This is a genomic window from Bradyrhizobium sp. YCK136 (genome assembly GCF_044570075.1).
In the GTDB taxonomy this organism is placed as follows: Bacteria; Pseudomonadota; Alphaproteobacteria; order Rhizobiales; family Xanthobacteraceae; genus Bradyrhizobium; species Bradyrhizobium diazoefficiens.
On the sequence record NZ_CP172424.1, the window covers coordinates 8,913,417 to 8,932,981 of the forward strand.

Consider the following 19,565-nt stretch of genomic DNA (forward strand, 5'->3'; position numbering starts at 1 on the left):
TCGCTCGCCCGAGGACGAGTACGAAGCAAAGGCGGCGCGCGGTCACGACAGAATTCCGGCGGAGCATTCCGCAGCCCGGTAGAAGGCCCGGGCATCCCGTCTTACAAGGAATCGGCAATGAGGCTGCGCGCCGACCATTTCATGCTGCCGCACACCGTGCGATCTTCACGGCGGTAGATGCGTGCTGCCTCAACGGGCCGCGCCTCAGCCTCCTCGCTCGAGCGCCAATCGGCAATCGTCAGCTCAAAGATGATGTCGATTGCAGGATCCATCTTGAGGCAGCGCCACAGAGCAACGAAGAATATCCCCGCGGGACTGTTGGGAAGTCTTATTGTTCTAGGCCGCGCTCTGCGAGCAGCCGGTGCATGACCTCGCCTTTGATCTCGCCTGCGATTTGGTTTCGGACTTGGGCTCCGAGCACCCGCTCGGCATCGACGTCGCCCACCAGACCATGTTCGGCCAGTCGCTGATCCAGACGGCTTTGGAACTCTTCGCCCATGGCTTCGACGAGCCGGTCTTGCATCGCTGCATGTTCGTCTGGAGCGATGCGCCTCAGCACCGTCTCCCAGGGTTGCCAGCGGCTTGCCATGAAGTCGGTGAACTGGCTTGCTTCCCGCTCCCGGACCAGGTCGAGCGCCTCCGTCGCATCATCCTCGCTTACGTGAGAGACCGCCAGGAAGCGCATGTCAGGGGCGACGTGACTGAGCTCCAGCGGCTCGCGCAGCCGATGTTGATAGGCCAGGTAGACTTCGATGTCGTCTACGTTCGGGTTGCCGCTGGCGAGCGAGTTGATCCTGTCGCGCGCGATCTCGTCCAACGCCTCCAAGCGGAAGGCGACACGGCCGCGCTGGATCAGATCGCCAAGCCGATCGTCATATACCCCGTCCTCGACGTCAGCGTTGAGGCGCGCGGTCTGCATACCATTCCAGTGCAAGGTGACACGATCCTCGCAGCTCGCGTTGGCCTCGGACGCCTGCGCAAAGAACTGCTCGCGCAATGTCGGATTGGCGGCCGCCTGCTGCAGATCATCAGCCACTGCCTGCCGAAACTCGTCATTGCCGTAGTTCACGGTCTCTCGTAGCCTCTCCAGGAACTGCGCGTAGTCCTGGGCGCCTGGCTCATCCGCAAAGTGCTGCCATTTGGCCAGCGTCGCCGGGTCGTCTGCGAGCCATTGCGCGGCAGCCTCATATAGAGATTGCTGCGCAAGCTGCGGTGGCGCTTCAGCCGTCGCCAGATTAGCGAGGACGTCGTCCGGCAGCGGGTTATCCCCGAACTCGAGGTTCTCCAAATGCGGGTAGCTGAGACTAAGATTCGGTACACGCCCCTCAAGAAGATCCTCAGGCAGGCTGGTCAGCCGGTTACCGCTGAGATTGAGCGATTGGAGGGTGCTCGGAAGGGGGGCGGGGAGGTCGGCCAATTGATTGCTGCTGACATCGAGTTCAATGAGCCCCGATGGGAGGTAGTCGGGGAGGTCGGTCAGCTGATTGCCACTAACCGCGAGCGAGGTGAGCCTGCTCGGGAGAGCCTCCGGCAGGCTAGTTAGTCGGTTGTCGCTTGCGTTCAGGATCTCGAGCCCAGCCGGAAGGTTGGCCGGCAGACTGGTCAAGCTGTTATCGGCCACCTCCAGCCGAGAGAGGGTCGCCGGAAGAGCGTCCGGCAAACTGATCAACCGGTTATGGCTAATGAGAAGATGCTGAAGACCGGGTGGGAAGCTAGCGGGCAGGCTGCTTAGCTCGTTGTGCCTGGCGCGCAGTTCCAGCAATCTTGGCGGCAGGGCGGCGGGCAAAGCGGTCAGGGAGAGGGAGGACAAATCCAGCGAGTGCGAGCCAGTGTTGTCCGCCCCCCTAATTCGTGCGCGTCCCTGTCGCCGATTCTCGGCTTCGCCCTGCCCCTCTTCGGCCGCCCAGTTGTCCAGCAACTGCGCGCGCGCGGAGGCCGGGGTCCGATATCCTGTCATGGCTTCGAGCAAATCCGCCACGGCTCGGCTGAAGCCGCTGAGGTAACTTTCCTGCTCCCCCTCTTCAGAAGCGGCCGAGGAAGAACCTGCACTCCACTGAGCCTGTCCTGTGTTCATCAATATCTCCATCGCCAAAACAAGAATACCCCCGCTCCTCAAGGTCGCGAAGCAGGCCGGGTGTCATGATCATTGTTCACACGAGCCCAAACGCGCAAATGGATCGATACTGCTGCGAGGCTTCCTGCCATTTCGTTGACCAGATAAGTCCCGGAGGGCCGTCAACGTGGCAGCGTTCTGCCCTTAGCAGGCCTACCTGTCGATAAGCTGACGAATGTCGCTGCAGAACCCCGGGTCGCTCGGTTGCCAGCAGTGACCGAAGCAAGCCCGGTTTGAGGTTGAACCGGTCAAGCTTCGCAAAGACCAGCTTGGCCCCCATTGCCTTGGCATGGGCACCGCTAGCGCTTACGCGTTCGGAGCGCCTGCCACTCTTCGTTGCCACGTACTCGGTCGAAGGGTAAGCGGCAAGCTGCGGCCGTCAGGCGGCGTGGTTCCATGGCATAAGCGCGTCGATTTCGCCGCTCGGCCAGCCGTTGGCGATACGCTGAGGCGTTAGGCTGAGCCAGGCGCACGGATCGACGTTATTCATCTTTGCTGTCTGCAGCAGTGTTGCGATGGTTCGCCCAGGTTCGTCCGCCGCCGTCGCTACCGGCAAAGAGGCTATTCTTTCTCGTAATTGTTTGTGGTCAGATGGCGCGTTCAACGATGTTGGAGTCGAGCTCGATGCGAACCATCAGTCTGGAAGCGTTCGAAGATGGCACGGCGCGAGACGGCATAGCGGATTGCCTCAGCCAGTTTTGATTTTCCGGAAATCCGCCGCAATGTCTGCTGCCAGAGATCGAAGAGATCTGCGACGACCGCTGTGGAGGCTTGCTGGCGCGCGGCAACGCCTACGTCGGGGCTTTGACCGCATATGGTCTTCTCGACCTGCCAGAGCTTCGCCATCCGCTCGACCGTCGCCGTTGCCACTTTCAAGCTTCCTGCAACATGCCGCTCATAGAACTTGCGCCGGCTGTGTGACCAGCAGCCAGCCAAGGTGACGCCATCTCTCTTGCGTGAACAACGGACGTATCCATTTCTTGATCTCTGGAAGCGACGCCGCCCACAACGCAAGCGTCTCCTCGATCGACGCTGCTGGCGTCCACGACCTCCGAATCATGATGTCTATAGATTCAGACATCTCCTAAAAAGGCAACTGTAATGCTAGGATTACCCCTAGGACCTGCAGCGCTCGCGTCCGTCAAACAAGGCGGCCTCAATGGAGGGATACCTTCCATCAGCTGGATGGCTGGATCATCCGAAGGCTCTGGTCGCGCCGCGGAAGCGGTGGCGGAACGCAGCCTGGAAGGAATATCCGACCGCTCGCAAAGCGCATGGGGTCCTGCTGAACGCGCTGCGAGGCGCCTTCGATGGCGCGCAGCCGCGGCCAGCTTGCAACATAGATATCGTTCATCGCCGTCCGCCAGCGGAAGATGTAGTGACTGACGAAGAAACGCGTCATCACACCGACACGACCGCAACAAGAGCAATGCCGGCAAAAGTCGACAACTCGCTGTAGAACTGCTGGACCATCACTTGCGCCGATTTCGAAAGCGCGGCCTGGACAAGGTCATAGAATGGCCCATACCAGCTGTTGATGGCGACGCTGACCTGGACCTGAAAGTAGGAGGTGAACAGTATTAGCGCGGAGCCAAGAATCGACCACGTCGCCCAGGGGTGCGGCGCAACCAACATCCAGCCAGCCGCAAATATCGCGGCGCACGCGGCGAAATAGAGGTCGAACCAGAGAGCCGGCGCCGACGAGAACGTCGCCAACCCGACCTGCCTTTTGCGGCGCTTCGAACAGATTGCTCGCGAAGCCATACCAGACCAGCATCGTCAGTGCGGTCCAAACGATCGCCGAGAGAAAGAACAGCTTGGGTCGGGGGAAAAACGAGAGGTCCGAGCATCTGTGGCCTCTTGGACTACAGGAGACCGTCGGGCATCGTCAACTTAATCGACCGCCGAGCCGAAGGAGGCGCTTCTCAGTTCGAGATTCGGCTTGTCGCGGAGATTTCGCGCCAAGTCGCAAAGGCTCGCTCGCGCGAAGCACGACGGAAGTCGGCGGTGACGGCTCCGGGATAGGGGATGTGGAAAAGGTTCGCGACCTGATTGATCGTGAACTGACAGAAACCGTTGAGCCTGATCGGACGATTTGAAACCCTTCATGATCGGCTTGCGTCGCCGCGTCGGCTGATGAGAAATCTCGGCCCGATTGTTAAGAGCTTTGTGCTGGCGATGTTCGACGTGAAAGCCCATCTTCGCCCTCACAGGGCCGTACGAACGTAAGCGCGTATTTTACCGCACAGGCTACGCGCGCGGCTGGCCGCGGCGTCGCGTGACGCCGGGCCCCAGCAGTGTCATCGGAACGGCTTGGTTGACCTGAGCGTTCGAACGTCAGCCGCTATTCTCAGCTGGCAGGTTTTTTTGAGCGGTGCAGTTGAACGGCAACAGATCTTCGATATCGGCGTCTGGCGCGCGCTGGGGCAATTCGGTGAGCGCGTGACGTAGCCATGCATAGGGATCGACGCCGCATGCCCGGCATGTCAGCACCAAACTGTAGATCACGGCGCTTGCCTTGGCGCCGGCAACGGTGTCGCTGAACAGCCAACTTTTTCGTCCGGTGCAAAACGGCCTGATGTCGCGCTCCAGAACATTGTTATCGATCGGGGCGAGACCGTCACTGGTGTAACGGGTCAGATAATCCCATTGGTTGCGCGCATAGGCGATCGCCTTGCCGGTCAAGCTTTCGGGGAGGACCTTCGGCGCCTGGTCGTCGAGCCAGGTCCGGAAGGCGGCCAATACCGGCAGGCTATGCTGCTGGCGCAGCCGCAAGGTGTATGCGGCGCGCGTTTCGTCGTCGGGCGGCGTCTGGCGCGCCACCCTCTCGACCTCATACAACGCCTCGAAGAACTTGAGCGCCTGCAATGGCGGACCGCCGGGCGTCTTCCTGGCCTTGAGCGCATCGGTAAATTTCCTGCGCGCATGCGCCATACAGCCAAGATGGGTCGCGCCTGTCAGCGTGCCCCAGGCGTCATAGCCGTCGCTCATCAACAAGCCACGATAGCCGGCCAGGAAGGCCTGAGGATGTTCCTGGCCGCGACCGGGCTGGTAATCGAACAGCACGACCGGCTGCGCGCAGTCCTGGCCGCTGCGATAGGCCCACATGAAGGATTTGGCCTGCGCATCCCGGCCGTCCTCTTTCAGAACCTGGACCCAGGTTTCGTCGCCGTGGACCAGGGGCTGCGACCTGAGCTTTTGCTGTAGCGCGTCATAGACCCGATGCAGATGCAACTCGCTCGCCCGGATCACCCAGTTGCCCAGCGTCCCGCGGCTGATGCTGACGTCGGCGCGCCCCAGCGCGTCCGCCACACGGTACAGCGGCGTGCCGTCGACGTATTTGTTGGCGAGCACCAGCGCCAGCGTCGATGGCGTGGCGACGCTACCCGGCAGCGGCTGCGCCGGCATCGGCGCGGTCACGATCGGGGTGTTCAGCGCGGTGCGCTCGCAGTGACGGCAGGCATATTTGAACCGCACATGTTGCAGCACTGACGCCTTCACCTCGACGTGCAACTGCTCGGTGACGGTCTCGCCCATCCGATGCATCCGATTGCGGCAGCACGGACAGTCCTTTTGATCCTCACCCAGATCATGTTCGACGCGTTGGCGCGGCAGATCGTCAGGCAGCGGCTTGCGGCCGCGTGTCTTCGGTGCCGGCTTTGGAGCCTCCGGCAATCCCGTGTCCGGCACGGCGACCGCCTCGACATCGTCGTCGTCCCGGCTTTCAGCGGCGGCCTGCTCGGCTTCGTTGAAGATGCGCTCCTTGAGCTTTTCGCTCTTCGGCGCGTAGCGGCGCAAGCGCTCCAGGCGCAACTGCTCCTCAAGATGCAGGACGCGTTGCGCGAGTTTCTCGTTCTCCGCCTTCAGCGCCGCGAGCTCGGCCGCGTGCGCCGCGATCAAGGCTTCCAGCTCGTGCGTCGTGGGCCTGCGACTCATCGTAGTCTTGAATCGAAGTCATGCCGCCGCGTCAACCGAGTTCCATGCGGTGGCCGGCGTCATCCGATAGCGCTGATGACGCCGCCCGCATCGAACACGCTCAGCCCACGCTGTGATATTGCCGCACCGGATGACGACGCACCGCCGCGATGTTGATGCCGTCAAGCAGCCAGTGCAGCTCCTCCGTCGTCAGCGTCAGCACCGCCTCCTGACTTCGGGGCCAGTGGAATCTGTCGGCCTCCAGCCGCTTCAGCAGCATCCAAAATCCTGACCGGTCATAAATCAGCAGCTTGATCCGGTCGCGGCGACGATTGCAGAACGCGAACACCGCGCGCTGGAACGGATCCAGCCCCATCGACTGCTCGACCACGATCGCCAGGCTGTTGATGCCCGCCCGGAAGTCAATCGGTTCGCGGTGAAGGTAGACCCGAAGATCAGACGCCAGCCGGAACATCGCAACGCCCCAGCGCTTCAATCACCGCCGACAGCAACTGCGCGTCGCCGCCTTCCAGCGAAAGCGTCACGCCGTTGGGCATCGATGCCGTCAGCCGCCCTGCACAGGATCGCTCCGTCGCGCAAACCGCGATCGCGCCAGCAGATCGAGTTGGCGACGGCGACGGCGCGCGAACCGGAACAAAGGCTGGCGCAATCGGCGCCTCCGGCTGGCCATCCCCGTTCTGACGTTGTCGCTTGGCCACCCATTTGCGCAGCAGGTTCGCGTTCACGCCGTGTTGCAACGCCAGCCCCGCCAGCGACACGCCAGGCTGCAGACAGGCCTCGACCAGCCGCTGTTTGCTGGCCGGATCATAGCGACGCCGCCCATTGCGCAACACGCCGACCGTCTCAAGTCTCAAAAGTTCTTCTGGAGTGATCATCGATGGTGTCCACCTCGTTCATGGTGGACACCTCATCCCATCCCCGCGCTCAACTGCATAGGTGCGTAGAAAGGAGCGCTTACGTACGAACGGAGCTTGTCCGTGATCATCACGCGCGGCGGCGTGCCGGCGTATTTCAACAGCTTCTTCATGAGCCGCTGCGCAGCGCGTTCGGCGCTGGATCAAGACGTCGAGAACGAAGCCATTTTCTGGTCGACAGCGCGCCAAAGCCAAGTTGTTTGCCCGCGATCGAGAAGGCGCTGCTGCAAAACTACGGGGTGACCACCTGAGGGCCGTGTCCGAGATCGGCCCAGAAGGCCAGCGCCAGCCCGATTTAGCCGGACGGTGGGTATGGGTCCTGGCCATATGTCCACTCGTGTCTGAACCTGTGGTCATGGCCCTGAACTAGAACCTGAGCGTCGCGTCCTACCTTTCCCTCCTTGTGGGCAGCGTCGACCGCGACGCGGATCGCCTCTTCCTCAGTGGCGTAGGGGCCGGAGTACTCGCAATTGAGCGCAACCATCCACTGGCCTTTATGGCGCGTGACGAAGTACTGAACGCTTGCCATAAAGCTTGCTCCGGCATCGCCCCTGGGATCGATAAACGGGGTCGTACCCTGCAAATCTGCCGCGGTCGCCTCAACTACCGGATTTGGTGGGCTCCAAGGAGCAGCGCCTTGTAGGCTGGCCTGTTTGCTGTACCCGCGGAGACCAACTGCCGCGCCTTAGTTTCCCTTATTCACGAGAACCGGAACGTAGCAGCTTCAATCGTCGTAGATGTGGCCTAGCTGCTAGCAAGTCTCTCTTCCTCGTTGGAGTCGAAGGCTGGATTGATGGTTGAGTGCTGCGACCGTTTGCGTTTGATCGACAAATGAACCCTCCAAATAGAATGTCGTCATGGTCCAAACTCCCGGGAGACCAGCCGCACTCGATCGCATTTGTAAGAAAGCGCTCGTGCGGGTCCGACCTTGCCTCTTTTAGATCGTACGAGGCAATAAATTTGGCATCATGGTTGCTCCACTCCGCGGCGCACACGCGGACTTGGAGGCACGCGGACATGACTCGGCGCCGTCGGGAGTGAGAACCCGACGCTGTCCCTACCGCGCCCGCGCGGCCAGTGAAGTTGGCGGCGGTGACTCGGCGCTCACGCCTCCGGAAGCGCTTATCCCTACCACGCGCTGCAAACTTCGGTGGCCAGCCTTCGCCCTTGGATAAGCGAGACCGACCACCGCGGCACCCCGAGAGGCTCAATTCCCAAGGGTGCTACCAAGCAGTATCGCTGAGAAGGACTGGAAGCACCTACCAGGATTGGTTGGTGCCGATCTAATGTGGCCTGGGGCAAATGCGCCATGGCGACTGAATTTGATACGATTTTTGATGTGATTGAGCGTCACCGCGAGCTTTCGGTGCAGCACGCCGCCGCGGTATCGGTATCCGCGAAACTTGTCTAGGTCTCGAGTTTCATGCCGCCGACGCGATCAGCGAGGAAAGAAGGTTGGCTCTCGAGGACTATGCAGACGTGCTCACTCCAAGCCGACCACGCTTGCGGACGTGATCGCCCTGAGCCGCCACGTAGCCAGACTACCGGCTTGGCCGACGGTCGATGGCGATGCCGTGCGTCGCCAACATCTGCGCCTGGCGATAAAGCGGCAAATGCCAATGATACTTGGCATCGATCACATGCGCTGACCAGCCGCTCCGTGGGCAGTGTTCGGGCCCGGCATGCTGGAGGACGACGCCATGACAAGCGCGGCAGGCCAGTTTGGGCCGGCGAGTGACGATTACGCGATACTGCGCCGGTACGACGTCGAGCCTCTGGCTCTCATCGCTCCCAATTTCAAAAAGGACGCCTGCGCAGCACGGGCGGCAGGTTGCAGTGGGCATCAGGGTCTCGACGATGCGCGGCAAATACTCCGGCAGCTGACCGCGGTTGGCTCTGCGCTCGGCAGTTCGCTTCTCGCAGGTTCTTGGATTGGCGTGATCCTCGGCTGCTTCGAGAGCCGCGACGGCCTCTTCGATGCCCTCCAAAACAGGCTGTAGTTGATCAGCGTCCAGCTTTCCGACGATCGACCGAACTGCGCATCTTTCGCAAGCTTGCGCCACGCTTACGGCCTACTGGGTTAGCGCGATGTCGGATCGCGGCCAATCAAAAAGGCAACTGCAGCTAGTTCTTTTCACTTGAGCTGCTGCCGGTTTGATGGACACCCGGTTAAGCTAGGGTCTGTACCTAAATAGCGCCACGTGATTCTCTTGCCTACGTGTTGATTCGGGGGCGAGAGAATGCGCGCTGGTTTGTTTTGGCTGAACGACAGGCAATGGGCGCGTATCGAACCGCATCTGCCGAGGGGACTGACGGGGCCGGATCGGGACGACGACCGACGCATCGTCAGCGGCATCATTCACATGCTGCAATCGGGTGCACGATGGCGTGATTGTCCACGTGAATACGGCCCTTACACGACGATCTACAATCGCTTCAATCGCTGGGCCAAGCGAGGACGATGGTGCGCAATCTTCGAAGCGCTGGCCAAGCCTGGCGAAGACGGCGTCGTACTGTCGCTCGACTCGACCTCGATTAAAGCTCACCGGTGTGCCTCCGGCGGAAAAGGGGGGAGCACAATCAAGCAATCGGCCGCTCGCGCGGAGGCCGCACGACAAAAATCCATGCGCTGAGCGATCCGCTCTGCCGGCCGGTCGTCCTGCATCTGACTCCAGGCCAGGATGCCGATATCGCTGCGGCTCCCGATGTCCTGGCGCTCGCGCCACCCATGAGCGTGCTCCTCGCCGACAAAGGGTATGATGGCGACAAGCTTCGCGGCGAAATCATTCGTCGTGGCGCCAAGCCCGTAATCCCCAATAAATCTAACCGTGTCGTCATCCATCGCTTCAACAAACGCGCCTACAAAGGACGAAATGTCATCGAACGCTGCTTTTGCAGGCTCAAGGACTTCCGGCGCATCGCCACGCGATATGACAAGCTCGCCCGTAATTTTTTGGCCGCTGTTCATCTCGCCGCTCTCGTCGCATATTGGCTCAATTGAGTCTGGACCCTAATCCCACCTTGCGCTCGAACGCAACCGGGCTGAGATAGCCGATGGTCGAGTGCCTGCGGGTCGTGTTGTAAAATCGTTCGATGTAGTCGAACACATCGGCGCGTGCCTCGTCTCTGGTTCGATAAATCTTGTTGGCCGTACGCTCGGTCTTGAGCGAGGAGAAGAGGCTCTCCATCGCCGCGTTGTCCCAGACGTTGCCGGAGCGGCTCATGCTGCAAACGATGCCGTGGTCGGCCATCAGGCGCTGGAACTGCTCGCTGGTGTACTGGGACGCTCGGCGGCGAACTGCCGGTCAAGGAGGTTCGCCGGTACGGTCTCGAGCTGTCGATCGCCGTCATCCTTCGGCAAGCGCCGACGTCGCGGCCGCGCCCGCAAGCCTTGCAGGCGCATCAGCCGCTCAATCCGGTGCAGGCCGCAATCCGCCCCGTCGGCGAGCAGGTCACGCCACACCCGGCGTGCGCCATAGGTGCGGTCGCTGGCGACGAAGCTGGCCTTGACCTTGCCGCCGAGCGCCTGGTCGCTGCGGGATCTGGCGCTGGGAGAGCGGTTGAGCCAGGCATGGAAGCCCGACCGCGACACTCCCAGCGCATCGCATAGCCATGCCGCCGGCCAGATCGTCCGGTGCTTCGCGACGAAGGCGAACTTCATGTCGCTTCCTTCGCGAAGTAGGCTGCGGCCTTCCTAAGAAACAGCCGGATTGGCGTCCCCCGGAAGAGCCTGTAACACGAAGCCCAGTGATTTGGCTCGGCGCTGAAGGTTGGCGAGCACACGGCTGCGATATTGTCGCTCATATTGGTCTGCACCCGGATCTCTGTAGGGCATGCCGTGCCGCAGGGTGTTGTAGCATAGAACTGCGATCTTGCGGGCGGTCGCCGTCACCGCCTTTGATTTGCCTGCACGTGAGGATAGCCGGCGATAGAATGCGCCGAGCGCCGTATCGCTCCGTCCGACAGTAGTGGCCGCCAATCGCAACAGTGCGGCTGCCCGACTGGACGATCTTCGTGTGCGTGAAGACAGCACCTTGCCGCCGGAGATTTTGTTGCCCGGTGCAAGGCAGAGCCACGAGGTGAAGTGCTTGGCGCTCGGCCATGCCCTCAGATCCGTGCCGCACTCGCCGATGAGCTTCAGCGAGAGGGACGGACCTAACCCATGGATCTCACTCAAATCGACGCCGAGCATTCCGTACAGCGCGGCCCTGACATCGAAGGTAGGTGTGTTGACCTGCTTGGTCTTAACGCGTGGCTTTGATAACTTTGCGCCCGCTTTTGCCCCTTTGTTGCTCAATACGGCGATCAAGGCTTCGAGCTTGCGGTCGCAGTCCAGCATCTTCGCCTGGTAAACGTCGTATAGTTCCAGCGATTGACGGAGGGCGAAGACATGTTCTTCCCGGTCGTTGCCCACCAGTGCCGCGCGGATTGTCTCGGTCGAAGAATGACAACGCACGTCCCGATAGGTTGCCAACACGTCGGGATTGAAATGGACCCGCGGAGCGGGACCGGTTGAACCGGTTTGTTAGTTGGAAACGGATCGCTCCTGATCCCTTTCTATCACGCAGCCAGAGACTCTCTCTGCTGGAATTGCTGTGGGCATGTGGTCAACGCGTCAGCGTTGTCCACCATGTCCACAGCCTGCGCGGCCTGCATCCGTTCGCGCCAGACCGCCATCGGCGTGCGATAGCCGAGGGACTGATGAAGGCGACGATCGTTGTAGAAGGCGATCCAGCTCGCGATCCCTGCCTTGGCCTCGCGGCCGTCGGCATAGCCCTTGAGATAGATGTCCTCATGCTTGAGCGACCGCCACAGCCGCTCGATGAAGACATTGTCCATCCAACGACCGCGGCCATCCATGGAGATCTTGATCCCTGCGCCCACCAACGCGCCGGTGAAGGCCACGCTGGTGAACTGGCTGCCCTGGTCGGTGTTGAAAATCTCCGGCGTGCCGTACGTCGCCAGCGCCTCTTCCAGAGCCGCCACGCAGAACGAGACGTCCATCGTATTCGACAACCGCCACGCCAGAACCGCACGGCTCGCCCAGTCGATGATGGCGACGAGATAGAGAAAGCCGCGGCCGATGGGCAGATACGTGATGTCGGCCGCCCACACCTGGTTCGGCCGGTCGATCGTCATGTTGCGCAGCAGATAGGGATAGATCTTGTGGCCCGGCGCCGGCTTTGTCGTGTTCGGCTTCGGTCCCAGCGCCGCGATGCCCATCTTGCGCATCAACCGCTGCACGCGCTTGCGATTGACCTGAAGCCCCTCAGCCTTCAGCATCGCGGTCATTCGCCGCGAGCCCAGGAATGGCCAGGCGGTGAACAGCTCGTCGATCCGCTGCATCAGGGCAAGGTCGTTGTCGTTGGCCGGCTGTGGCGGCCGGTAGACCCCAGAACGGGCGATGCCAAGCAACATGCATTGCCGGCGGATCGACAGCGCCTGGTCGGCGCGATCGAGCATTCCTCGACGGTCCGGCGTGCTCATCTTCCGGACCTCCGCGCTAAAAAATCGCGCTCGACTGTCAGTTGTCCAATCTTGGCGTGCAGCTTCTCGATCTCGCGTTCGCGCGTTTCCTCGCTCTCGCGCCCGACACCCGCGTCAAAAGCCCGGGCCGCCTGGTCCAGCAGCTGCTTCTTCCAGGCATAGATCTGGTTCGGGTGAACCTCATAGCGCTGGGCCAGATCGGCCACCGTCGCCTGCTCCCGCACCGCTTCCAGCGCGATCTTTGCCTTCAACGCCGCGTCGATCTTCCGTCGTGTCTTCTTCGTCATCATGCCCTCCGTCTATCAAACGGAGCGGCCCTTTTCCAACTTAGCCTCTGGTCCCAAAACCGGGGTCCATTTCAGGATTGCGCTCGCCTGCAACAACGGCTCGGATAATCCGCATGCCGGTCCAGGTGGCGCGGAGGTGGATGGTCACTACCAAAGCTTGAGGGGGCGTCGAAAGCCTGGCTCTTGGCTTTTGGTGCGATCTTTTCAATCGAGCTTATAGGAGGCCTGAAAGAACGTACCCCAGCGTTCCATGCTGTACTTCGCAAGCATGGTCGGTTCAACGCAGCCGCTGCTGCTGCACAATGAGGCGCTTCGGCTGTTGGTCCACATCGCCCAGTAGCGGCCACCGACGCCGACGCTGAAGTTCCTGGTGACGAAGTAGGACAAGACGCCTTCAACCTGGACGCCTCGGCCCCCATTGCTCCGTTGTTCATCAAACATGGTCGTCGGGCGCAAGAGATGATGGTCACGCCCCTTGAAATCGGTCCAGGGCAGGTAAGCGACGTCAGCGTTCAAACGCCAACGCTCGGTGAGCATGGTTTCGGCGCTTAGGCCGACACGAGCTGCATTCCACTGAGTATTCTGGCTGCCAACGACCTGGTCGTCGTCCGGCGCCAAGCATGGAGGTGGGGCAGCTATCTGTACACACCCCCTCGAGTCGGAGCTCTGTTCGTAATACGTCCAGCCGATAAAGCCGCCGACATTGTAGTTGGCGGCGCGGAGGAAATCATAACCTACGTCGGCCGTGTAGTAGGTGTACCTCCCGTTGGCCTGGCCTGATATCGTGTTGACATAGGAGAGGTTCGGGGGGAGGCCCCAATCTTCGTCGTTCATGTGTCCTTTGTCGAAGCGCCCAAGGCCAATGTTGCCCTTCAGGAACACCCCCCACGGGCTGTCGAGACGGCCAAATAGCTCCCCGGAAAGTCCGTCAAGTCCGTGATAGGTGAGCCTCGATATTAGCATGCTGGGGTCTTCAAGGCCGCCGGAGGCCACTGCGCTGCGGTCCCATTGGAATCAACCCCGGCTGAGCCAGAGTCGCGATCCGCCTTCGAACGACCAACCGGCCGTGTAAGCAATCGGCGCCGCGCCGGCGGGCGCTTTTGCGTAGAGCGGCGCATCGGGCCAACGCACCACCCACGGGTCGGCGCCAAAATGGTAGTTCAACCCGATCTTTCCGATGTGATAGCTGCTGGAGAGGCTGGTTATGTTCGCCGGAAGAATGGCGAACGGCGGATTCTGCACCGTCGGAGGCGTTGCGACACTCGGCCCGCCGAAATGGAGATAGTCATACTCGACGTTGACCGACCATGCAGACGTAAGTGCTTGCTCGACGCCTAGCCCGATGACGCCACCGAGGCGACCATAGTCGAAATGGGTTTTCTCCTGTGGCGCGCCGCCTTCAAAGTTGTTGACGACGTCGCCTCGATTGTTTTGCCAAGCCACTCCTCCCTTAAGATAGGCCAACGTGCGGCCCAGCGCGCCAAACGCGTAACCGACGCGCCCAGTCCCGGTGGCAAAGACGTTGGGACCTGCCTTGCAGTTTGCACTCACGACAAAGCCGGAGGCGGCGAGGCAAGTATTCGTGCCGTCGGAGACAGCACCGCTGGCATCGAGTTCGACGCCGAACACCCAGCCATTCTTCTGCCAATTGTAGCCGACCTGGCCACCCGCGAGAAGCACTGGGGTATCGACGACATCGCCATAGATTGACGGACCGTAGGGATTGCTGAAGGAGGTTCGGCCGTAGCCGCCGCCGAGGTGCCCGCCAATATAGCCTCCCGACCAGTTCCACACCGCGGGCGGCAGTTTCACTTCTGGCTCAAGGTCTGCCGCGTTCGCTGCACCGTTTGCGACGAGCGCAATTGTCGTGGCTCCTAAAAGAAGAACTCCGGATCGCATCCAACACTTCCCTGTATTGTCTCGGCCCACGACCGAGCGCCCTTAAGTTATCGCCGCAGCAAACCGTCGGGGCGGACCAGACGCTAACAGCGACGCGCGCCGAGTCCGCCCCCGAGGATCATCGCAAGCGATTGGTGATGATGCCGCAAAGAGAGCAAGTCGCGTGCCGAAGTGAATTCGCAGGCTATGCAGGCACTTCGTCGCGGCGTGTGGCGCCAAGTTGCTCACATTGGTCTCGATACCGACAAGGGCCACGTTACCCGAGAGTGGCCCGCTCGCGCGCTGAATGTGTACGCGCGGTGGCGCGTGCAGACCCGGCCCGTGTGATTTCAACAGGAAGCCCTCTGCGCTTCCCCGACTACGGCGCTGTGTCGCCGTTGATTTTAGTTTCACCGAGTCCTACTGATGGGACTAGTCCTCTGGAACGCAAGTTCGTCACATTAGTTGATAGCTCGAATCTCTACAGAGGAGAGTGCTCGTGGCGAATGCGGGTGTGCGAGGCCGGCCGATCGCGCCGCTGGTGCTTAGTCCGCAGGAGCGGGCGTACTTGGAGAGGCAAGTTCGTCGTCATCGCGTTGCCCGATCGCTATCTGAGCGCTGCCGCGCGATCCTGCGGTGTGCAGATAGTCTGCCAAGCAAGTCGGTGGCTGCCAAACTTGGCATCCATGAACACACCGTTGGCAAGTGGCGCCGCCGATTCTTGAAGGATTGCTGTGATGGCCTGCTTGACGAAGCCCGCCCTGGGCGCCCTCGAACCATCGACGACGATCAGGTTGCTGTGGTAATCGAGCGGACATTGCGTACGACGCCGCGCGACGGACGCACTGGTCGATCCGCTCGATGGCTGCGGAAACTGGCTTTTCTCACACCACGATCGGCCGAAAGTGGACGGCGTTCGGCCTGCAGCCGCACCGCAGCCAGACATTTAAACTGTCGAGCGATCCGCTATTCGTCGATAAGGTGCGCGATATTGTCTGGCTTTACCCGAACCGAGCCATTGTCCTCAGCGTCGATGAGACCATTAAGGCACGGTGGTGAGCAGGCGCATCAGCAGTTGAAGGAGGAGCTTGGACTTGATCACTTCGAAGGGCGATCATGGCAAGGTCTTCATCGCCACGCCCTGATGACAATGATTGCCTACGCCTTCCTGCAACATCATCGCCTCGCATACGCGGGGCAAAAAAAAGAGAATCAACGGGCCTCCGCCTCAACCAACCATGCCCGCCGTACGTTTCGCCATCGTCGATCTCATCCTTCGGCCGCCGTCTCAGCAGTGCCCATATTGCCGAAAGCAAATCCTTGAAAAACAGTGGCGCAAACGCATTCTGTTCGCGGTAGGGACACCCATCACTGGGCGCCCCCCGCGCAGATCCCGGCGAGCCCAATTAAGGCACCGGGCTCCTACCTCGGGTGTTTGACGGCGAAGCGCAGCTTCGGCCATGGATGAAGGATGCGAGCCTTGGGAAGCCAGTCATCGGTGATCTGCGTTATGCGATCCCAGGTCAGACAGGTCCGCTGACTGCGCCGCCGAAGCGTCCGCCTCCAGAGATCGGTCAGATAGAACCGAAACGCATTGAGCGCTCGGCCATTCGTCGGGACAGCAAAGTGTCAATCGGCCTGTAAATTTTGCAGACGATGACGTAATTGCGGTCGGCGCCCGCGGCTCAAAAAGGTCCGCTATCTTCAAGCCTTCCCGCAATCTCACGAATCGGAGGGGGCCATGAAGCAATATGTTGGGCTGGATGTCTCGCAAAAAGAAACGTCGGTATGTGTGGTCGACGAAGTGGGTCAGATTCTGTTCGAAGGAAAGGCAAAGTCCGACCCCGGGGCGCTCGCGGCATTGCTTCGCAAGCGGGCGCCACAAGCGGAGCGCATCGGATTTGAGACCGGGGCGATGGCGAGCTGGCTATGGCATGAACTTCGTAGGGTCGATCTCCCAGTGGTTTGCATCGACGCGCGGCATGCCCACGCGGCTTTGTCCGTACGCATGAACAAGAGCGATCAGAATGATGCTCGAGGTCTGGCCGAACTGGTGCGGGTTGGTTGGTATCGAGAAGTCAAGGTCAAGAGCGAGGAAAGTCAGAAGATCCGCGCGATACTCGTCGCGAGATCCCGGCTCGTGTCCATGCGCCGAGACATCGAGAACCAGGTCCGGAGCTTGATCAAAGAATACGGCTTGCTGTTCCCGCGTGCAATCGGCCAGCAGTTCCGCAACCTGGTCAGCGAGCTATTGGGCGATAATCATCCACTCCTTAGCGTGATCTCGCCGCTCCTGTTGATCCATGAGCATATCTGTCAGCAGCAGAACAAGTTCGACGACGAAGTTCGCCAGTTGGCGAAGGCGGACGAGACGACGCGCCGCCTAATGACCGTTCCCGGTGTCGGCGTGGTGACCGCCTTGACTTTCCGCCATACGATCGATGACCCATTGTCGGCGTTGACAGTCGGCGCCTACCTCGGCCTTACACCTCGGCGCAACCAATCTGGCGAAACTGACATCAACGGCAAGATATCTCGATGGGGCGACCGGCTTCTCCGAACCTACTTGTTTGAGGCCGCCACTGTACTTCTCTATCGGACAAAGAAGTGGTCTTCCCTCAAGGCCTGGGGCATGAAGCTCGCCAAGCGGATCGGCATGAGGAAGGCAAAGGTCGCTGTCGCCCGAAAGATCGCAGTCATCCTTCACTGCATCTGGGTCGATGGCACATCCTTCGACTGGGGGCAGCCGCAGCCAGTCTGATATTTGCTCGCAAGTTCCTGGTCCGGTCTGCCGGACTGGCGATGTCCCGCTGGGACGGTGTTGAGGCGACCTCGTTCATTCGGCTGGTGGCGGCTCGACCGTACTCCGCTGCAAACGTTGAGGCGTCCGACCCGGACATCATCATGAGGCGCTGCGCGACCTCGGAAAGGACCGTGACCCCAGTGAAGACATAACCAGCCCGGGCGATCCAATGCCTGGCCGGCAAAGTACGCATCAGCCGCGCTCGCGCCGTCTCCGCAACCCTGACCAGCTCCGACAGCGCGAGCGCTACCGTCGTGCCGTCGGAAAGTTTAAAAGGTGATTGACAACAATCCGCAATTAAAGGGCCGAATGACAGTCTTCGCGCCGCTGAATGCCTGGATGTTCAAGGCCATGAGCGGCCATAATGTTCAGATTCTGTCCGTTTCGATCTTCATCATCGGTAACCTGATCTGCGCGATCGCTCCGAACTTCCTCACCCTTGCTGCAGGCCGCGTCATTTCGGCCTACGGCGCGGCGATGTTCACCCCGTCGGCTACCGCGCTGGCCGTGGAACTCCTGCCGCCAGCCCGCAAAGGGTTCGCGTTGTCTCTCATCTTTGGCGGCATGACTGTTTCACAGGTTGCCGGCGTTCCTGCCACAAGCTGGATCGCGGATGCTATCGGCTGGCGCTTCTCATTCGGTTTCGTCGTCATTGCCGGGCTTCTCGCATTGATAATCTTCGCTCCGATGATGTCCGGAATAGCTACCAAGGCGCCGGAGCGCGGAAACAGCCCGATCTCAAAAGGCCTCTCCAAGGCCACCTAGTACCCGGAATCAGAGCTGAGTGATACGGCGGCCTTTGAAACGGCGTTGACGGACCTTTTTCTTGGTCCAGACGAAGGGCTCGGCTCTGTCGTTGTATGCGTTGGCGTAGGCATCGATGTGTTCCTGAAGCTGCTTGAGGCTCGTGAAGGAGGTGCCGCTGAGCGACTGCCCCTGCAAGATGGAAAACCATACTTCGACCTGATTGAGCCATGACGCACTTGTCGGCGTGAAATGAAATTGCACGTTGGGGTGGGCCTTGAGCCAGTCCTCGTTCTTTTTATGGGTGTTGAGGTTGTCGAGGATGACGTGAAGCTTGCGGTTCGGAAAAGCCGCGGTGACGCTGTTCATGAAATCGAGAAACTCGACGCGGCGCCGGCGTTTTGAATGGGTCGCGATGATCTTTCCGGTGGCGACTTCGAGCGCCGCAAACAATGTTGTGGTGCCATGCCGCTTGTAATCGTGGCTTTGGCCGGTCAAGGCGCGGCCATTGGGCAACTTCAGATAACCCTGCGCTCGCTCCAAAGCCTGGATCGAGGGCTTCTCGTCCACGCACAGCACAATGGCCTTCGCCGGCGGCGCGACATAGAGGCCGACAACATCGGCGGCTTTGGCCGTAAAGTTCGGGTCGTTGCTCTCGCACCAGGACTTGCGAGCCACCAGGTCAATCTTGTGGCTGCGCAGGAACCGCCAGACATATTGGACATCGACATCGCCCAGCGCCTCGGCCAGCAGGGGGCCGGTCCAGCGCGCAAACCCTTGCGGTGGCGGCTTATCCAGCAGCTTCAGAATCCGCTTGTCGGTCGTCTTCGTATAGATCGGCTGCTTGCCAGGCCGCGGCTTGTCTTGCAGCCCTTCAAGGCCATGGTCGGCATAGCGATGCCGCCAAAGGCTGACAATCCGCGGCTGGACCCCAACTTCCTTGGCGATCGACCGGGTGCTGCGCCCATCCGCCGCCAACAGAACTATCCGCGCCCGCTTCAAATCGCGCTGCAACGTCACCGGTGAGCGACAGCACGCCTCAAGCACCTTGCGATCTTTCCTCGAAAGGTGGACTTCTCTTGCTTCGGGTATCATCCCGACCTTGAATCACGACTCACGTTCCAAGAAAAGTGGGTACTAGGGCAACACGCGTCCGAATATGACAGGCAGCAATGAGGGCCAAAGATGATGGTGCAATCGCCTTGTCCCGACTGGCTGAGTAAACCCCGCCTCATCAATGCCGTCGCGGCGGGCCGACGTTTGCTGATCTTGATATGCTGCGCCGCAGCCAGTCGACCCCCAAAGCCCCGAGACAGCGCCGACTTACCGGCGAATAAGCCGACCGATGCATCTGGTGTGCTCAGCACATCGCATCTGTTCAATTCCCTGATGCCAGGACGAGA

General features: G+C 60.8%; 13 protein-coding genes and 9 pseudogenes. 5 read left to right on the plus strand and 17 right to left on the minus strand.

From position 1 onward, the window contains the following. Positions 1-101: 101 nt before the first annotated feature. The 11 genes and pseudogenes from ACFLEY_RS43090 to ACFLEY_RS43140 all read right to left on the minus strand — a co-directional run. Positions 102-272 (minus strand): hypothetical protein, encoded by a 171-nt coding sequence (locus ACFLEY_RS43090; RefSeq protein WP_018648285.1) that lies wholly within the window; start codon positions 270-272, stop codon positions 102-104. A gap of 56 nt (positions 273-328) precedes the next feature. Continuing rightward, positions 329-2,074 (minus strand): T3SS effector NEL-type E3 ubiquitin ligase NopM, encoded by a 1,746-nt coding sequence (nopM, locus tag ACFLEY_RS43095; RefSeq protein WP_171901150.1) that lies wholly within the window; start codon positions 2,072-2,074, stop codon positions 329-331. Between the two features lie 418 nt (positions 2,075-2,492). Continuing rightward, positions 2,493-3,064, minus strand: a pseudogene (locus ACFLEY_RS43100) (transposase); the annotation flags it as partial. A gap of 226 nt (positions 3,065-3,290) precedes the next feature. Beyond that, positions 3,291-3,877, minus strand: a pseudogene (locus tag ACFLEY_RS43105) (SbmA/BacA-like family transporter). Between the two features lie 129 nt (positions 3,878-4,006). Next, a pseudogene (locus ACFLEY_RS43110) lies at positions 4,007-4,345 on the minus strand (DDE-type integrase/transposase/recombinase); the annotation flags it as partial. A gap of 105 nt (positions 4,346-4,450) precedes the next feature. Beyond that, positions 4,451-6,049, minus strand: coding sequence for an IS66 family transposase (gene tnpC, locus ACFLEY_RS43115; protein WP_018270215.1), 1,599 nt, complete (start codon positions 6,047-6,049; stop codon positions 4,451-4,453). 100 nt (positions 6,050-6,149) lie between these two features. Further along, positions 6,150-6,503 (minus strand): IS66 family insertion sequence element accessory protein TnpB, encoded by a 354-nt coding sequence (tnpB, locus tag ACFLEY_RS43120; RefSeq protein ID WP_018270214.1) that lies wholly within the window; start codon positions 6,501-6,503, stop codon positions 6,150-6,152. Further along, positions 6,484-6,924, minus strand: a complete 441-nt coding sequence (gene tnpA, locus ACFLEY_RS43125) for an IS66-like element accessory protein TnpA (RefSeq protein ID WP_035693717.1) — start codon at positions 6,922-6,924, stop codon at positions 6,484-6,486. Before tnpA ends, tnpB begins: the two co-directional genes overlap by 20 nt. Positions 6,925-6,998: 74 nt before the next feature. Continuing rightward, positions 6,999-7,172, minus strand: a pseudogene (locus ACFLEY_RS43130) (DDE-type integrase/transposase/recombinase); the annotation flags it as partial. 86 nt (positions 7,173-7,258) lie between these two features. Continuing rightward, a complete protein-coding gene (locus tag ACFLEY_RS43135; protein ID WP_018648284.1) occupies positions 7,259-7,492 on the minus strand; it encodes a DUF2188 domain-containing protein in 234 nt (77 codons plus the stop codon). Positions 7,493-8,519: 1,027 nt separating this feature from the next. Then, a pseudogene (locus tag ACFLEY_RS43140) lies at positions 8,520-9,019 on the minus strand (IS66 family transposase zinc-finger binding domain-containing protein); the annotation flags it as partial. A 184-nt stretch (positions 9,020-9,203) separates the two neighbouring features. On the opposite strand from ACFLEY_RS43140, the gene ACFLEY_RS43145 reads away from it, so the two are divergent. Then, a protein-coding gene (locus ACFLEY_RS43145; RefSeq protein WP_110115998.1) for an IS5 family transposase occupies positions 9,204-9,964 on the plus strand; the annotation gives its coding sequence in 2 pieces (ribosomal slippage) (positions 9,204-9,543 and positions 9,543-9,964; 762 coding nt in all). Here ACFLEY_RS43145 and ACFLEY_RS43150 read toward each other — a convergent pair. The 5 genes and pseudogenes from ACFLEY_RS43150 to ACFLEY_RS43170 form a co-directional block, all read right to left on the minus strand. After that, positions 9,957-10,657 (minus strand): annotated as a pseudogene (locus ACFLEY_RS43150) (IS3 family transposase); the annotation flags it as partial. The gene ACFLEY_RS43145 and the pseudogene ACFLEY_RS43150 sit on opposite strands and share 8 nt — an antisense overlap. Further along, a pseudogene (locus tag ACFLEY_RS43155) lies at positions 10,658-11,449 on the minus strand (transposase); the annotation flags it as partial. Positions 11,450-11,523: 74 nt separating this feature from the next. Beyond that, positions 11,524-12,737, minus strand: a protein-coding gene (locus tag ACFLEY_RS43160) for an IS3 family transposase (protein ID WP_396604971.1) whose coding sequence is annotated in 2 segments (ribosomal slippage) — positions 11,524-12,461 and positions 12,461-12,737 — 1,215 coding nt in all. Because the reading frame shifts where the segments join, the coding sequence is not laid out codon by codon here. Positions 12,738-12,941: 204 nt separating this feature from the next. Beyond that, on the minus strand, positions 12,942-13,700 hold the full coding sequence (locus tag ACFLEY_RS43165; RefSeq protein ID WP_249163550.1) for an omptin family outer membrane protease: 759 nt from the start codon (positions 13,698-13,700) through the stop codon (positions 12,942-12,944). A gap of 51 nt (positions 13,701-13,751) precedes the next feature. Then, entirely contained in the window at positions 13,752-14,636 is an 885-nt protein-coding gene (locus ACFLEY_RS43170; protein ID WP_249163549.1) for an outer membrane protein, read from the minus strand. Between the two features lie 478 nt (positions 14,637-15,114). Between ACFLEY_RS43170 and ACFLEY_RS43175 the strand changes: the two are divergent. The 4 genes and pseudogenes from ACFLEY_RS43175 to ACFLEY_RS43190 form a co-directional block, all read left to right on the plus strand. Further along, positions 15,115-15,653, plus strand: a pseudogene (locus tag ACFLEY_RS43175) (helix-turn-helix domain-containing protein); the annotation flags it as partial. 19 nt (positions 15,654-15,672) lie between these two features. Beyond that, positions 15,673-15,939 (plus strand): annotated as a pseudogene (locus ACFLEY_RS43180) (IS701 family transposase); the annotation flags it as partial. Positions 15,940-16,356: 417 nt separating this feature from the next. After that, a complete protein-coding gene (locus tag ACFLEY_RS43185; RefSeq protein ID WP_060909241.1) occupies positions 16,357-17,376 on the plus strand; it encodes an IS110 family transposase in 1,020 nt (339 codons plus the stop codon). 318 nt (positions 17,377-17,694) lie between these two features. Continuing rightward, the gene (locus ACFLEY_RS43190; RefSeq protein WP_309142170.1) at positions 17,695-18,183 is read left to right on the plus strand and encodes an MFS transporter; all 489 of its coding nucleotides are present in this window, start codon (positions 17,695-17,697) and stop codon (positions 18,181-18,183) included. 9 nt (positions 18,184-18,192) lie between these two features. On the opposite strand, the gene ACFLEY_RS43195 is transcribed toward ACFLEY_RS43190, so the two are convergent. Then, positions 18,193-19,257: an IS630-like element ISRj1 family transposase gene (locus tag ACFLEY_RS43195; RefSeq protein WP_396604412.1), complete on the minus strand. Its 1,065-nt coding sequence runs from the start codon at positions 19,255-19,257 to the stop codon at positions 18,193-18,195. Between the last annotated feature and the right edge of the window lie 308 nt (positions 19,258-19,565).

Bases quoted from the DNA above. Each gene is read 5' to 3' on its own strand.
- ACFLEY_RS43090 (WP_018648285.1), bottom strand. From the start codon at position 272: ATGGATCCTGCAATCGACATCATCTTTGAGCTGACGATTGCCGATTGG.
- nopM (WP_171901150.1), bottom strand. From the start codon at position 2,074: ATGAACACAGGACAGGCTCAGTGGAGTGCAGGTTCTTCCTCGGCCGCT.
- tnpC (WP_018270215.1), bottom strand. From the start codon at position 6,049: ATGAGTCGCAGGCCCACGACGCACGAGCTGGAAGCCTTGATCGCGGCG.
- tnpB (WP_018270214.1), bottom strand. From the start codon at position 6,503: ATGTTCCGGCTGGCGTCTGATCTTCGGGTCTACCTTCACCGCGAACCG.
- tnpA (WP_035693717.1), bottom strand. From the start codon at position 6,924: ATGATCACTCCAGAAGAACTTTTGAGACTTGAGACGGTCGGCGTGTTG.
- ACFLEY_RS43135 (WP_018648284.1), bottom strand. From the start codon at position 7,492: ATGGCAAGCGTTCAGTACTTCGTCACGCGCCATAAAGGCCAGTGGATG.
- ACFLEY_RS43165 (WP_249163550.1), bottom strand. From the start codon at position 13,700: ATGCTAATATCGAGGCTCACCTATCACGGACTTGACGGACTTTCCGGG.
- ACFLEY_RS43170 (WP_249163549.1), bottom strand. From the start codon at position 14,636: ATGCGATCCGGAGTTCTTCTTTTAGGAGCCACGACAATTGCGCTCGTC.
- ACFLEY_RS43185 (WP_060909241.1), top strand. From the start codon at position 16,357: ATGAAGCAATATGTTGGGCTGGATGTCTCGCAAAAAGAAACGTCGGTA.
- ACFLEY_RS43195 (WP_396604412.1), bottom strand. From the start codon at position 19,257: ATGATACCCGAAGCAAGAGAAGTCCACCTTTCGAGGAAAGATCGCAAG.